This is a genomic window from Bacillus sp. FSL M7-1020, assembly GCF_038050415.1.
Lineage (GTDB): Bacteria > Bacillota > Bacilli > Bacillales > Bacillaceae_G > Bacillus_A > Bacillus_A toyonensis.
Map to the genome: position 1 here is coordinate 139,391 of NZ_JBBOTW010000002.1, position 15,436 is coordinate 154,826.

General features: G+C 28.3%; 10 protein-coding genes. 3 read left to right on the forward strand and 7 right to left on the reverse strand.

Translation table 11 applies throughout. From position 1 onward, the window contains the following. Positions 1–1,016: 1,016 nt before the first annotated feature. Together MHB70_RS27305 and MHB70_RS27310 are read left to right on the forward strand one after the other, a co-directional pair. Positions 1,017–2,645, forward strand: coding sequence for a hypothetical protein (locus MHB70_RS27305; RefSeq protein WP_061530354.1), 1,629 nt, complete (start codon positions 1,017–1,019; stop codon positions 2,643–2,645). Positions 2,646–3,375: 730 nt separating this feature from the next. Beyond that, entirely contained in the window at positions 3,376–3,558 is a 183-nt protein-coding gene (locus MHB70_RS27310) for a hypothetical protein (RefSeq protein ID WP_230306533.1), read from the forward strand. 478 nt (positions 3,559–4,036) lie between these two features. Here the strand turns inward: MHB70_RS27310 and MHB70_RS27315 are convergent, their stop codons facing one another. The 7 genes from MHB70_RS27315 to MHB70_RS27345 form a co-directional block, all read right to left on the reverse strand. Then, positions 4,037–5,158, reverse strand: a complete 1,122-nt coding sequence (locus MHB70_RS27315; RefSeq protein WP_061530353.1) for a DGQHR domain-containing protein — start codon at positions 5,156–5,158, stop codon at positions 4,037–4,039. Continuing rightward, entirely contained in the window at positions 5,145–6,671 is a 1,527-nt protein-coding gene (locus MHB70_RS27320; protein ID WP_061530352.1) for a hypothetical protein, read from the reverse strand. The genes MHB70_RS27315 and MHB70_RS27320 overlap by 14 nt, the downstream gene beginning before the upstream one ends. Before the next feature lie 237 nt (positions 6,672–6,908). Next, positions 6,909–7,037: a hypothetical protein gene (locus tag MHB70_RS27325; RefSeq protein WP_257138116.1), complete on the reverse strand. Its 129-nt coding sequence runs from the start codon at positions 7,035–7,037 to the stop codon at positions 6,909–6,911. An 11-nt stretch (positions 7,038–7,048) separates the two neighbouring features. After that, positions 7,049–7,243 (reverse strand): DEAD/DEAH box helicase family protein, encoded by a 195-nt coding sequence (locus MHB70_RS27330; protein ID WP_179862824.1) that lies wholly within the window; start codon positions 7,241–7,243, stop codon positions 7,049–7,051. A 2,152-nt stretch (positions 7,244–9,395) separates the two neighbouring features. Then, on the reverse strand, positions 9,396–10,088 hold the full coding sequence (locus MHB70_RS27335; RefSeq protein ID WP_061530349.1) for a hypothetical protein: 693 nt from the start codon (positions 10,086–10,088) through the stop codon (positions 9,396–9,398). Positions 10,089–10,122: 34 nt separating this feature from the next. After that, entirely contained in the window at positions 10,123–11,544 is a 1,422-nt protein-coding gene (locus MHB70_RS27340) for a deoxyguanosinetriphosphate triphosphohydrolase (protein ID WP_061530348.1), read from the reverse strand. 424 nt (positions 11,545–11,968) lie between these two features. Further along, the gene (locus MHB70_RS27345) at positions 11,969–13,495 is read right to left on the reverse strand and encodes a hypothetical protein (RefSeq protein ID WP_061530347.1); all 1,527 of its coding nucleotides are present in this window, start codon (positions 13,493–13,495) and stop codon (positions 11,969–11,971) included. Positions 13,496–14,755: 1,260 nt separating this feature from the next. Here MHB70_RS27345 and MHB70_RS27350 point away from each other — a divergent pair. Continuing rightward, positions 14,756–15,322, forward strand: coding sequence for a hypothetical protein (locus tag MHB70_RS27350; RefSeq protein WP_061530346.1), 567 nt, complete (start codon positions 14,756–14,758; stop codon positions 15,320–15,322). Positions 15,323–15,436 lie beyond the last annotated feature (114 nt).

The following is a 15,436-nucleotide window of genomic DNA, read 5'->3' on the forward strand; positions in this document are numbered from 1 at the left end:
CTGCTTCACGAGTTATGTATTTTCTCAATGTTTACTTGTATTCAATTTCCACCATAGGTTGTTCATCACATTTTGCATACGTCCATTCAATTCGCTCGATGATAAATTTCCAGAAGGTTTTCTCCTGTCATCTGCATTTCTTTCCAATATAATACTAGTACACTTATAAAGGTAAGTACTTTTCATCAACTAATTACCCAATTAGTACATCAAAAAGCTTTACTCAAGAAAACATCTTCGTTTCCTTTTGGAATAAAAGTAAGGCTCGAAAAGAAACTTGTTTATAACAAAAAACATCTAACTATTAATTGAACAAGATACGGAATTACATCTAGATGCTATAATAACATAATTACATTATATATATATATATATCCAAATAGATAATACGTTATATAGATGAATATTAGGAGAAAATTAGCAGTGGCATATTTTATTATGGTAAGAGACATTCGATTTCAAATTTTAAAACCTATAGAGAAAAGGTGTATCTGTGACGTTGACTACTATACATTAATCGAGAATCCAATAACCTTAATACTAAAAGGGGAGAAAGACTCAGCGGTATTTAAGACACCAACAAATGAGGCATATTCAAATAGGAAATATCAGAGTAGAGCCATCAGTTTTAAAGGTTGCATATGGAAACTAGATAAAATTAGCGAAAGTTATAGCATCTTATCTCCCAAAAGAAATGACAGCTGCACGGATATCGACCCCTGCCACGCGATACCGTTTGGCAATCACACTCTTTTTAAGCTACCTTTGTTTCTATAAATGGAGTGTATAAATTTGACTCTTAATTATTAAATACTTCATGTAAAATATAATCTCCGATTTCACACCATTCAATTACGACGAAAAAATGAATTAGCTCTCCTATAATTCACTTCTAATTAGATAGCTATTTCTAAATTTTCACTTCTTTTACTAATTGGCGACATGATAAAATAATATGGATAAGTGAATTTTAAGACAATATAAAGATAAAATGTAAGCTTGTAGGAGGAAACAACTTGAATTTTGTTGATGTAAATTACTACCGAAGCAAAATAGAAAGACACTTTAACCTAATAAACAGAGATAATAGTGAAGAATTTTTACCTTCACTAGCCATTTTCTTTGATTTTTTATGTGAAGATCCAATTATTAGATCGATGATGGGTCAAATATTAAAACGTTTAAATAAACCTGAAGATTATTTAATGGAATGTGTAGAAGATCTTTCTAAATTACTTAATATGTTTATTAAGGAGTGTGTAGTGGAAATTAATCACTTAGGAAAATTGAAAGATTTAATTAGATTTGAACTACGTGATCCCGAAAAAGAAACAGATAATATAGATAACATGTTACCACTATCAATAATAATAACTAAAGAAAATGACCTAGTAAGGATAGAGAAGGAACTACATGTTACGGATAACTATAATATTGTTCAGTCTAAATTTAAAGGACTAGAAGACGTAATTTCACATTTCGACTTAAATATACAGAAAATCTCACGAAAGGTCGAATTGAATTTTGAAGATTGGCGAAAGCCTTCTTCTGAATTTATTAATTTAGAACTCTTAAATTTCAATAACATTTCATCAACAAGGGAAGAATTGGAACAAAGACAACTAAGTTATAATTCGGCTTTCCAGAAATTAAAAAGCTTGGTAGGTTTATTAAAAACACCATATAAATCTATAGAAACTCTTAGTAGACAAAATACAAAAACAGATTTATTAGAAATAATATCTTATTTAAATTATAATTTTCCCTACCTGACTCATGTAAACAATCTTGTAAGAGATAATTCTTGCATTATTAAATATGGAAGAGCAGATTATAGGAACCTGATAGTAGAAAAATCTAAAATAATGGCAAACTTTAGTTATACTGAATGGGAATCAAAACTAAATCGAATTTTATCTCATTTGTACACCTTAATAGACAGTACATGGTATATAAAAGCTCTTTTGGACAGATATTTGATGAAAATCACTGAATATGGCTGGGCAAGACTAGCTAGATTATGTGAAAAACTGAGTCAACCAATGGATGAAAGGTTGTTACAATTTGATTTAGCAGAGTATTTATTCGACCATGGAATTACAACTGTGGTAGAAAAAGTGGCTGGTAACGATAGGCTGGATATTATGACTTTCGATGACAACAGTACAATTATGGAAGTTAAATTTTTTAGAAACATTAATGACTTAACTTATGTCTTTCAAGGGATAACTCAAACGTTAAAATATACCCAAATTCATGGAAAAACAATTGGATACTATATTGTTTTTCAGTCTTGTGAGTCACACTCTCTAGAATTAGTAAAAGAGTTTACAATTGGAGGTGTTACAATTTTCCTTCTATCAATTGACATTACTGGGAATAGCGGAAGAAATGATAATAGAGAAAGGATAGATTTAAACGATGCGGAATTTCGTAATTTTATCACTTTCAAGGATAAGAGCTTCAATAAACAATGGAACAATGTAACCTTATCTGATTTTCTCCTAATTGATGATATTAATGCTACTACGGCTCTAAAAATAATTGCACAAAAATCTGATATTAAAGATTGGAGTGATCTAAAAAAAATAAAAGGAATAGGCTCTAAGCGAATCGAACAGATCAAGAAGCATTTGCAATTCTAAACCTTAACTAGTAGTATAATTAAAAAGAGCCAAGATACAGAGAGCAATAAGCAAAAAGACACGATGACATTGAAAAAGATTAGGCCACATATACTGCACTCTCTCATGAACGGTCTTACCTATAGGTCAGATGGTATCATAAAAATTCAATACCATTTTGTGAATCTGTTTCAAAAAAACATAAAAAGGTAACTCTCCCAAAGGATTAGTTGTCTTCCTTTAAAATGAGTTGCGAGACATATACTCCACGTAACTATAGTCCTGATGCTATATAGACCCTAAAAAACTAATCTATCCTCTAAGACTTGCATAAAGTACCTAGTGGGTATAGTCACAGCATTTTAATGCAAACCTTTCTTTAAGCTGATAAGAAACTGATTAAAAAATGTTCAAGATTCTGGTCAAGAAATTTCATTTTTTTACTTTACAGTATTTGCAAATAGAAATATAGAATAACTTATAACCCCTTGATACTACTACTTTTCCGCTCGATATTCTCGAGACATAAAATATACGTTTCTTATCTTGATAGGTTGGAGGTCGTGAGTTCGAATTTCTCCGGGTTCATACCTTTTTAAAGGACCGTATTCTACAAGGACTTGTAATCGTTAAGGTGTTATCCTTTTCACACCAAAAATAACCCTAGTGTTGCAATCATTTACTTTTTAGGGTGCAAGTCATTTACGTCTTCTTATACGGTAAACTGTATGATATAGTGAGGCGTTTTATTTTGTCCAGAACGAGTAAAAGAGAAAAAGCAAAGCTAGGTCGTACAAATATTGAAGTTACACAAGTTGGAACCTACACGTTCGGAGAGTTATTTAACATTTATATGTTTGCAAAAAAAGCAGAAGTTCTTGCCAGAAGAATCCTTGAAAATAAGAAGGGGTATTTCTTAGTATTTCACCAATAATTAAAAGAACATCATGAAGATGTAACACCTAATACACTCGATACAAATACCATTAGAGAGTTTTTTATATTACTTGAAGAATGATCACGTTAAGCATAAAAATAACCCTTTTTGTTTTATTATAATATATTTTCTTATAGCAATACAAAGAAGCCCCAAATCATGGGATTTCTCCATGGTTTGGGGTAAAATTTAATTTTTAAATTCAGAATTCTTCTACTTTCTTTTAAAATATCATACTCATCACACTCAACGTGCGTGGAGTTTAATTTAAAATAACACAGTTGTTGATGGGTTTATTTCACAGCTTAGACATACAATACTTTTATAAAATATTTATGTTTAAATTCATTAAAAACGCACTAAAAATGGAAGAATAGGTTTAATTTAAAAGATTAAGTTTGCTTCCCTTCCGGTCACGCTAAAAATAACATAAAACAAATCCTTACTCATTTCATTAAATTTTATTCCCTATTTCTTATATTAGTTCTCTAATTTTTTTAAATCCAGCCTCAGAACTTAAACCTGAAAATACTCCTCCAACTTTCCAAGATCCACTTGTTAAACCGCTACTATCAATCCTTTTTCTAAATAACCCAATAGTATGCGAAATATCCCCATCAGTTTCAATTAAGAATTGACCTATAAGTCCATTTATCGATTTAGCTCCCATTGTTTTTTGAATATAATATTTTTTATTATATAGTGTGCTTACCTCTTCAAAATTACTAAAGTCTAAAAATTCTTCAAAACAATCCATCCACTTTTCAAAAATTATATTCCAACAAGGTATTAACAATTCCTTAGAAATCATTACTGCACATTGGTTAACAAACGATAACTTATTTTCAAAAGACAAATCTTCAAAATCTATACTTTCTTTAACTAATCTTTCACAAATAGGTTTAATGGACTCAAAAAATGTTTTAAATCCTATTATCCCAAATGAATTTGAATTATTAACATCCAATTTAATTGCATTTTTCCAAACGGAACTAGCCTCTGCATTCAATATATGCGCAACTCTTATTGCAATATGTTCGATTACATCAAATTCTTTAACCATCTCTAAAAGATCGTATTTATACAAAGCAAGTATTGTTAAATCCATTTTTAAAGGCTTGGCCTTAGAGTTTATGTTATTAAATACTTGTACCTCTCTTCTTCTATTATCATCATCAATGATCATAATGATTACGCTAAGTTCATAATTCAATAAGTCTGGATTTTCAACTGCCGCTAACTCAAGTCCTTTTAATCTATGTTGGCCATCAATAATTCTGTATGGACCCTTTTCTTCACCTATATCAATAAGTAAGCTATAAATGTTTTCATTAATACACTCTCGTTCTTCTTCCTTAAATTCTGATCTATTAATCCCAAGCACAATAGATGTAGGCGAAATCAATTCATTCGATTTATTAATACTCCTCACTATTTTTTTATAATGAGATGGATTTAGCCCCCTTTGATATCCATATGGTTCTTCATCGCCATATACTAATGTGGTCGTAACCTTATTTATAACCCTAAATGGTAATACTGTGATGAAATACTCTTGGTCATTTTGAAAATATTTCAAAGCATTAAATTTCTCCATAACGTCCTCCTAAAATTGTATTTAACAAATGTATTGTTTCTTGTGTCACTTCATTATTTTTCTTATTAGATGCATTATGTTCATTCAACACTTTTATCATTGCACTAATAAATATTTTACTATCCGTATCCTGATTCTCAATTATTTTTTCTATAAAAAGGTGTTTAAACACTACCAATTTAAGTTTTTCTAAAAATTCTTCAAAATTTTCATTATCAAGGTCTTCGAATTCGCCAAACTCTTCATCTTGAGCATTATTGCTAACTTGGTCTATTGCTATATTTATCAATACAAATTGGGCTAGTAATTCAGTATTAAGAAGTATGTTCTTTTGGAAATAATCAAACTGATAAACCGTTAAAATATTTATAATACTATCAACGTATTGTTCTGATAATAATTTCATTTGCAATAGGCTAGCAATTTTATTTAAGGAATCATATAAAAGGCCTCGAATTAGCCCCTCTATACGTTCAATTTCTTGAAGCCCTTCTTGTTCTTTTATGTTCAACCAATTAAAATGAATTGTTTCTATTAGCGAAATCTCGAAATTTTTCAGTTTTAAATGCTTAAAATTGTTACTTAATGCATTTTCTAATACTCGGCTTTCTGGTATTTTTATATCCTCAACTTTGACCTTACGATTTACAGAATATTCACCAAAACAACAATTATATAGACCATACAATTTATCCATATTCTTCTCTAGTATATACTTAGAACCATAGTTCTCTTGAACAAATTGTTCAAACTCATCACTTATAGCCTGATAAAAATTATATTTTTCATATGCATTAGAGAATTCTTTTTTCCCTTCTCTGATAGAAAGCATTAAATCTTCTGTCTTCTCCAGTACAGAACCGATATTTACCATTATTTCTTTATTATTGTTTTTGATGTAGTTAAAATCATAATCTTTATAAAACAGATTATGTTCCAAATCTCCCCAAGCAGAATCTATCTTACTTTTAATTTGTAGTTCAAAAGCATATTTATCTCTAAAACATCCCTTTAATTTATAAATTTTTCTACCATTACTCATAGTGGTTGGGATTTCCCCATCTAAAACCAACTGGACTCCATTTATTTCCTCGGACATCTCTTTTTTAATAAGATTTAATACATACTGACAATCATAATTTAAGCTAGTCAGTATTTTTATTCCAATAATATCATCTATTTTATAAAAAAAGTCGTTTAGCGATAACTTCTTTTCCTCACTCAAACTTTCCACATTAAAAAACTCTTCCAGTTCAAAGATTAAATTTTTATTCTTTAATTTTTCTGTAAGACTAACTGGATCTTTAACTCTGTCTGTAAAATCAAACAGATGAATATCTTCATAAACAGAATTACTTATTATCAAACCAGATTCTCTTGCATTTTGTTCAAAAATCCTTTTAAACTCACTTATTATCTCGTTTGTTACTTCTTTTAAGTGTGTGTACACATTTGCTTTATAATACTCTCCAAAAGAATTTGCTTTTTGTACATATTCTCTAATATGTTCCATAAACTGTTGTAACCCCCTTTTATAACTTCACAGCTTTCTTTTTCATATTTATCTTTTTGAAAGATGCATAACATTTATCGGATATATTAACATTTTTATATCTTAATCTAAATAAGAAGAAATCTTAAATAACTGTTATATCTTCACTTTTTACCTTGATACCTTTTTCCATCAAGTCATTTAACACTTAATCGATCGTGATTTCATTAAACAATCATCAATTGCCAGCTGAGTTACTTATTTCTTCGCTCCCTCTTCATTAAATGTATCTTCATTTTCTTCTTTTTCCTCATTAGACAATTCATCATAACGAATCCCATCATCCAATATTTTTAAATTCCATTTACTTTTTACGACATTAGACAAAATGAATTTTTTTACAAGCTATTCAAATTCATATGCATTTGTAGGGCACCTTTTTCTATACTAAAGATTTCATAAACATTTTTATCAATTTCATCTTTTTGGGTGTTAGTGCTAATATATACGTCAAAATATTCAATTATTGCATGATAAGTTTTATAGATACTCCGGTGACTTTCATCTACAATGATTAAATCAAAATGTCCCACTGTAAATAATCTATTACTATCTTTTATTTTAATATAACATTAATTATTTTGTATATAAAAATAAGAATACAGATTAAATTTCATGTACTTTTTATATAAGACCATTTTAATACCCTCTTCACTTTCTTCTCATAATTAGCGTGGAATATGGTAATACAATAAGATGTTTATCATTTCAAATAGATAGTCACGTAGTTAAAACCATTCAAAATATCATGACAGAAGAAGACTAAGAAGTACCAATTAATTTTCAAAATTACCAGGAAGAAAAGATCATTCTCAATGGTTCTGAAATCAAGTGAGAGGATGATGGATTATTTACATTGATTGATTTTGAATATGAAAAATTAAAAAAGTTATTCTTTCTACATATTCCATCAGAAAGAATAACTTTTTTGCAATTTGAAATGGTCTATTAAGAGCATAATAGGACAGCGATATGACTTAACTCATAAAATTACATACCAACTTATTTTTCAATAAGCATGCGCTTCTCCACTGCAAAATAACACTTGAACTTTTATTAATATATATTCCTCTTGGCTTACAGTTGCCTCCCGGAACTGTTTAGATTTATTCTCTGATGTTCATCTGCATATTTTTTATAATCAAAAACACAAAAAATTCTACTATAATCGATAGATTTCTTGTCATCATAATTCCTTAAATACTCTTCAACTGTATCTAGTGAAATCCTCTCGTTTATTACGCCTAATATTATAGCTAAGTTCTTTTTCGATTGTGATATATCTTCAACCTGTAAAATTCCATCAATACTTATATGCTGTTGTGCAAAATCCGTTACATTATCAATTATATTAGTTATTTCCTTTCAATACTCTAGAACTTTCAAGATCTTACTGAATTTTACTAAATACGTATATAGGGAAATATATAATTTAAAACGACTAATATTAATACCCTGTTCCATGTTCTCGTAAAATTGATCGTTAATTTCCTTAAACTCACCATGGCGATAACTCTTTAACACTTCATTAAATTCTAATTCAAGATCTTTCGCAATCTTAGTATAGTCAACTCCCCATCTTTTTCATATTTTGATTTCAGATCATAACAAAATTCATTTGATCCCTTAATCTTATTTGAAATGTAGAAAAGTAGACCATCCCATGTAAAAGAATTTTCTAAATACCTCAGGCTTAGTCCAGTACCTACAAACAGTACTGGATGATTAGTAAATTTTCTAATATGCATCTAATTCCCTCTCTTCATTTCATTGATTCACAATGAAATTCCAAGCTAAGTATGCACCATTATTTTTTAAAAATTAATCAAATTATACCATTTATTAACAAAACCAAATTAAAACACATTATTAACATACGATATAAACGTATATATTCATCATAAAAAATATCAAAGAAGGCATCTGAACCCAATAAATCTTCTAAACCATTGTTTTTTAAAATCTATTATTGCTTTATGAGCCTCAATTAACTCGCTTAGTTCACTAAAATCATCTGATAAACAATCAATAATTTCATAAGCCCCACGTATATCATGAAAGAGAATCTTTGACACAACTGCTTTCTGAATCATACCTTTTAGCGAGAATAATTAATTAAAAATACACATATAATTATAATGCTCGTTTACATAGTACAATCAAATATTTTTTAGTTATGTTGTCCTAAATCACAAATTATAATAAACAAAAATGCGACAAATTCCTCATAAATTGTATATCCATAAATTTAGTCTTGTTATGGACCATTTTAAATAACTAAAATTTAAATCAAAAAGCATTACTTAGCATGACTATCGAAATATCTTTGAACTACTCTTACTTTCTTGTTCCAAAGCCTCCACAAAATATAAATTGATTTACATCTGTTTATATTAACTTAACAAAAAACAGATATACTTAAAGTGAATAACATTTTATCATTTTTTAATAACACCCAGGCCAAGTATTGTTTATATAAAATTCGTGTAACTTCTCTTATATCATTTATCTCTTTAATAAAGCTATATGAAGAGTATTTTTTAAAGCTAAACAATGATCTATACTTGCAAGTTAAACTTTAACATAATACTAATAACACATCATACTAAATCAATATAATTTGAAGGTTTATACTCAAAAAAGATAGGAGTATCTATACCCCTATCTTTTTACATTCTATTTCTATCAACCAATATGTTGTAGTTCCTTAATTACATCAGCACGTGTAAAGTATTCACTTTTATAATGAGAAAATTGCAACTCATACAATTTTTCATAAAAATCCTGATTTAAACTTATCAATTTTTTATATTCTGCTTTTAATTCCACTGAAAAATCAAAATTATATTTCTTCTTAAATACTAATGCTCTCAATAGATTTAATTCTTTTTGAGGATTATCATTTAAAACTATATTTATTTGCTTATTATCCATTGACCATTTTAAATCATCATCATATAAAATATTCTGATTAAAGTTATATACAATACCATCAACACTAAGAAAAACTGATTTAGCAAGATTTTTTTCTTCAGCTAATAATTTTTTCTCTTTAAAAGCCCATGTATTTTGCAAATTCCATAAGTCAAATTCTATACCTTCAATTTTAACTTTATATCCACCAAATCTATTTTTTTTAAAGTTATATTGTTCTACAAATGTAGTAAATAACATTTCATTTTTGGGGTTTAATTTCACAGCTATATCAAAATCTCTTGGCATATCTTTATATTCATTATAGATATAATAATCTCTAATGGATCCTCCAAAAAATAACAACTCTCCTATTTCAGAAAGACTTTCAATAAATTCCCAAGAATCCGGGTGATTTTGCAACAAACTAAATATCTCAGATTTAATTGTTGTTTTCATTCCCATATTTGCTCCCCATTTCTTATATCATTAATATTAATTAGGGTAACTTAACCCCCAATAATTTTTGATGTAAACTAACTGCATATGAATCAGTCATACCTGAAATAAAGTCAGTAATTAATAGTAGTCGATTATATAAAGGTAATTCTTCAAATTTTATATTAGGTAGACCATTATTGTCAATAGATTGAATATGTCGGAAATTTTCAGATATCAAATGGAACAACTTTTCCTTCTTGGATCTTGTTTTTGGCTCGTCATGAATATCTACAACCGCATTTACAAATAAATTTAATAAATCACTTATTACTCTATCTCCAACTAATTCAAGTGTAAGTACCTCGGAATCATTATAACAATATTTAATAGCAATTTTCTTTAATTTACTTTCTAATACTTTTGCTGTCGAAGCCTCTAAAAGTCCTCCTTCAAACTTACCAGACATAATGTCTTCATATCTACTTTTAAATACTTCTATAACTGCTCTAATCATTATTCCTTGAGCTGCAACCTTAAAATTTTGAACATTTACTAAATCCCTATTAGGTACTTTATTTTTAATTGTTTTTTCTCTAGAATCTTCTAACATTCTATAATATCCATTATAGTTAGATTCAAGGTACTCAGAAATATTTTTATATTCCTCTTCCCATTTCACTATTCCTTTTTTAACACCATCTTCAACATCAGCTGTTAAGTATGCAATATCATCCGCAGCTTCTAACAAATATGTAGCTGGATGCCTTCTATCCCCAATACCTACTTCTTTACATAACTCTTCAAACAAACTCTGTTCTGAAGAAAAATAACCAAATTTCTTTTTCTCTATAGCTTGAGGATTATCAGATGACCAAGGATATTTCATTAATGTTGCAAGTGTACCATAAGTAAAATTAGCACCAAATTGATCATTAAGAAATTGTAATTTTGTTAAAATTCTTATTGCCTGTGCGTTACCCTCAAAATATTCAAAATCATTTTTTTGTTGATTAGTTAGTTCTGGAAAGCCTCTATTTAAATAATCTCGTTCTATTTTTTCGAACTCTTTACTCTTAAACCAATTACTAAACCAATTTCTTATTATATCTTCTCCATAATGTCCAAAGGGAGGGTTCCCTAAATCATGTACTAGACAAGATACTTCCACTAAAGAAGCTAATTCTTTAACTTCCCAAAAATCTTTAAACTTTTTTTCTTCTAATAACCATGTCCCAATATTCCAGGCCAGTGATCTTCCTAAAGAAGCTACCTCCATAGAATGTGTTAAGCGAGTTCGAGTAAAATCATTTTCTTGAAGTGGAAAAACTTGTGCTTTATCCTGAAGTCTTCGTAGAGATGAAGAATAAATAATTCGATCATAGTCTTTATCAAATTCATTACGAAATTTGTCAGCGTCTGATGTTGATTTTCTTTGTCTTTTTTTATTTAACAAGTAGTCCCAATTCATGTTTGTAGTCATAACTTTAACCCCTCTTTTTAGTTTATATTTTATTCCTTTATCATAATCTCATAAACCACTCCTAACTTCCATTATTTTATATATTTTTATACATCATACTTCTTCAATTTATATTATTGATAAATTTACTTAATACGTTCTCTTCTAATCCTGAACTAGCTATTTCCCATAGCAAATCAAATAGAATCATTTTCTCTCTTTTATTAGATGATTTTTATTTCCATTTATCTGTTTATCAAATGTTTGATTATCAGCTTCTGTTTCTTCGTCGCTGCAAAAACTATTCGTTTATAATTAAATTTCATTAAGGATGAATCTAATTGATATTCTTTTTTTACCCACAAAAAACCCACCTTCAGCTAAGGATATCTAAAGGTGGGTTTTCACTAAAAGCCATATCTCTTTATAGGCACCTGACTTTATTTTAACTTATTGTAAATCCATACTCTGGAACCACTAATTTATAACCACATAAAGAAATGCATTTATCGATTCTTTCTATATTCCTAGTAAATCCTCTGCATCCCTCTTTTAAAACCTTTTCGATACCGTCAACACCAAGCTCATTCATCAATTCAATATAATGCTCTATTGTAAAAATTGGTGTATCCAAAGGTAAATTATATCCAGTACCAATTGAATAGTTAGTCAATATAATATGCTCAACTTTTAAAGGTTTTACATCACTATAGGTATCTCCAAAATACTCTTGAAGAATATTATCTTTATTTGTTTCAACATATTCTTTAGCAATTTCTATTTGAGTATATCCTTTTTCTAATAGCCCATCTTCTAATTGAATTACATCCTCAATTGACTCCACAGGAATTTTATATTTTAATTCTATAACCTGTAAATAATTCTTCCTCGGGTCGTATACTAGTAAATCCATTCCAGGACGAATAGCCTTTTTCTTGTCTCTGCCATAAGAAATGCTATATTTATCCCCTAAATTTTTGTATATTTGATCCCTCTCTAACTTTTCAAAATAATTTTGAGCTTTGCTATAACTCTTCTGATTCATTTTAGCTAATAATCGTATAGCATTAATTGCAGGTCTTGTGGTCATAAATATCTCCTGCATTAATACCAACTTATTATGTATTGGTACAAAGTAGTTTAAAGAAATATCATTTTTTATATTATCAAAATCTAGTGTAAAAAAGTCCAAAATAGACATAATAATTGACCTATCCATTTTTGAATACATTTGTACTATCTTTATCCATTCTTCTCTTGATTTTTCGTATACATTCTTTCCCTCATAAATCTTAGTTATATTATTGTTAATGCTTTTTTCAATATCCTTAACAATAAAGTTATTAATTGATAGAGAAAACTTTTTATAGTCTTCTAACGAAAAACCCTCAAATTGTATATTTTCTTGAAATTCAAAATCTCCCATATGAATCTCATACATCATTTCTTGGAAATCTTCTCTCCCACTCATAGAGTTAAACTTATCTTCTTCTTGTTTTCCTATTCTCCATGCATTATAACAACTATATAATTTATGGTTCTCTTCTTTATTAAAATTAAACTTTATAGTTCTTTCATCAAGCTGATAAGATACTCTATGTTTATTATGTAAAAACCAGAATCGATAAAAATCTTCATAATAATATGCCACCGTTAATAGATCCAATACTTCATCCGCTACTACTTTGTCAGAGCACATTGATTCTTTCGGACAATACAAAATACACCATCTAATTACCCATTTCATTGATTCTTGTAAAAACTTTATTTCATCCATAAACTCTTTAGGTATCTTTGTTAATCTAGATAAAAAATTCCTTTCATCAGATGCATTTATCACTGAATACCACATTGAAGTTTTACGAATCACTAATCTTATCGCTTTGTCCCTTTGAAGTTTAAATAATTTATGATTTCTTATTTTATTTTCAATTTCATTTTTTATAGTATATAATTTCTCATGCTTATTCACCTTCTGTACACTCCCATATATAAGTTAATAAAATCGATTTTTCAATATATTCTCTAAAGTTATTATTCTATTTTTCTTACTTATTCTAAGTTCGTAATAGTATCTAACCTCCTAACACCTCAAGCAGTTTTAAAGATTGCTGGCACCTACTTTTCTAGCCCTTGATGTACCACGAAGTACTGGTAAATCAAGCTTTCTTACGTCCTATTGTTTTCTTATAAATTATAATTTTGAAAATTCAAGTAACAGTCATAGCATGCAAAAGTCCCTTATATTTATCTGTACACAAAAAAATAAAAATGAGACCATTATGGTTCTCTTTTTGTTAACACTTAAAAACACTTTAGACGAGAGATCTTTTCCTACTTCAGTTTTTCCAAAATTCTTGTTCCCCTCTGACTTTCTTCTTACAATCCTAAGATTCGATATTTTATAACAGCTTGGTTACGAACAATAGAGTTCTCGTCGTTTAATGCCTTTTTAATGATTGGAATACTGTAACTTTGGTCAGCCCATTGACTTTTAGCAAGTTCCTCCAATAATTTTTTCCTTACATCAAATCTATTCCTCTTAATTAAGGAAAGTAATTCTTCTGAAATAGACTTTAATAAGAAATGATCTACACTGAAAATAGTATCTAGTTATACTGAAGGCTCTCTTTCATTCTTAATCTCTTGAACCAGTTTCTTCATTTTCTTTAAAGAGATGAAGAGAAAATAAGCTAGTGCTTCCGAGCCAGCCTTTTGTACATCCAAGCGAGAGTGCTTAGAAAAACACTTCCTTTTTTCCTCACTTTCTTTTGTCTTAGTAAATATAATTGCTTAAGTACTAATATTGACCTTATTCTACAAATAAAAATTGCACCCTTCAATTATCCACTAATCCAAGAAACAGGATAATCGATATTTTTTGTTGAGTATCTATAATAAAAACTAGCTTTTCACTCCTATATCATATTATCATAACATCGTAATATAATATAATACTGTTGTAAAATAAAAAATAAAATATCCATTCAACTAGATATTTTATTAATAGATTAAAGAAGAAGCAATATAGCTCCCTTCAAAAGACAATTCATTTTAATTGTTTTATTCATTTTCCGTAGTTTCTACTCTATAAAATTTAAACTATGTAAAGGAAGATTTCTTTAAAAAAATTAATAAACCCGCTAATTTGTACTTTCATATTACTTATAATAACTAGTGTACTATAAGTAATACGTAATAAATTATATGAAACAGGAGTTAATATCATCACATGGACTTAACAAACATTTTTCAAACTTTAAATATTACATATTACATTGCTGCAGGCCTACTATTATTAAAAACATGCACAATACTTAAGGCTTCTAGTATAGAAAAGCTTTTTTTCAATCAAGAGAAAATTTTACTTATCCAAATACCTCATATTATTATTTTCACAATATTCATAACGCCAATCACGATATTATATTTCTATATATTTTCCGATAGATCGTTAAATATATCGGATATTAATGAAATTATAGGTTTTATTATAGTTTCGCTTTTAGTAAGTACGATACTTGTGCTTGAAATATACATCCCTTACCTTTCTGATCCACTAGGTAAAGATGCATATTATATTAAACAAGATGATGATTCAAAAATATATCTAATAAAAAGTCTAAATAAACTTGAAATTTTAGGATATAGTCACCCACGTTTAAAGAAAATAGACAAAAATAACCCTAACAATAACTACACAAGAATTCTAAAAAAAGAAGACGTAAAAAATACTGTGATATTTAGGGAACGCTATCAGGATAGTTTATTAGATAAAATTAAAAAATGGATAAGTTAATTATCAAAAAACTATCAAATTTATTTATACTCTATTTACAATTTATTAAAAGCAGTATTAATTGCCCATTAAGTATTAAACTACATCTAACACTCAATGGGCAATTTTTTAGTT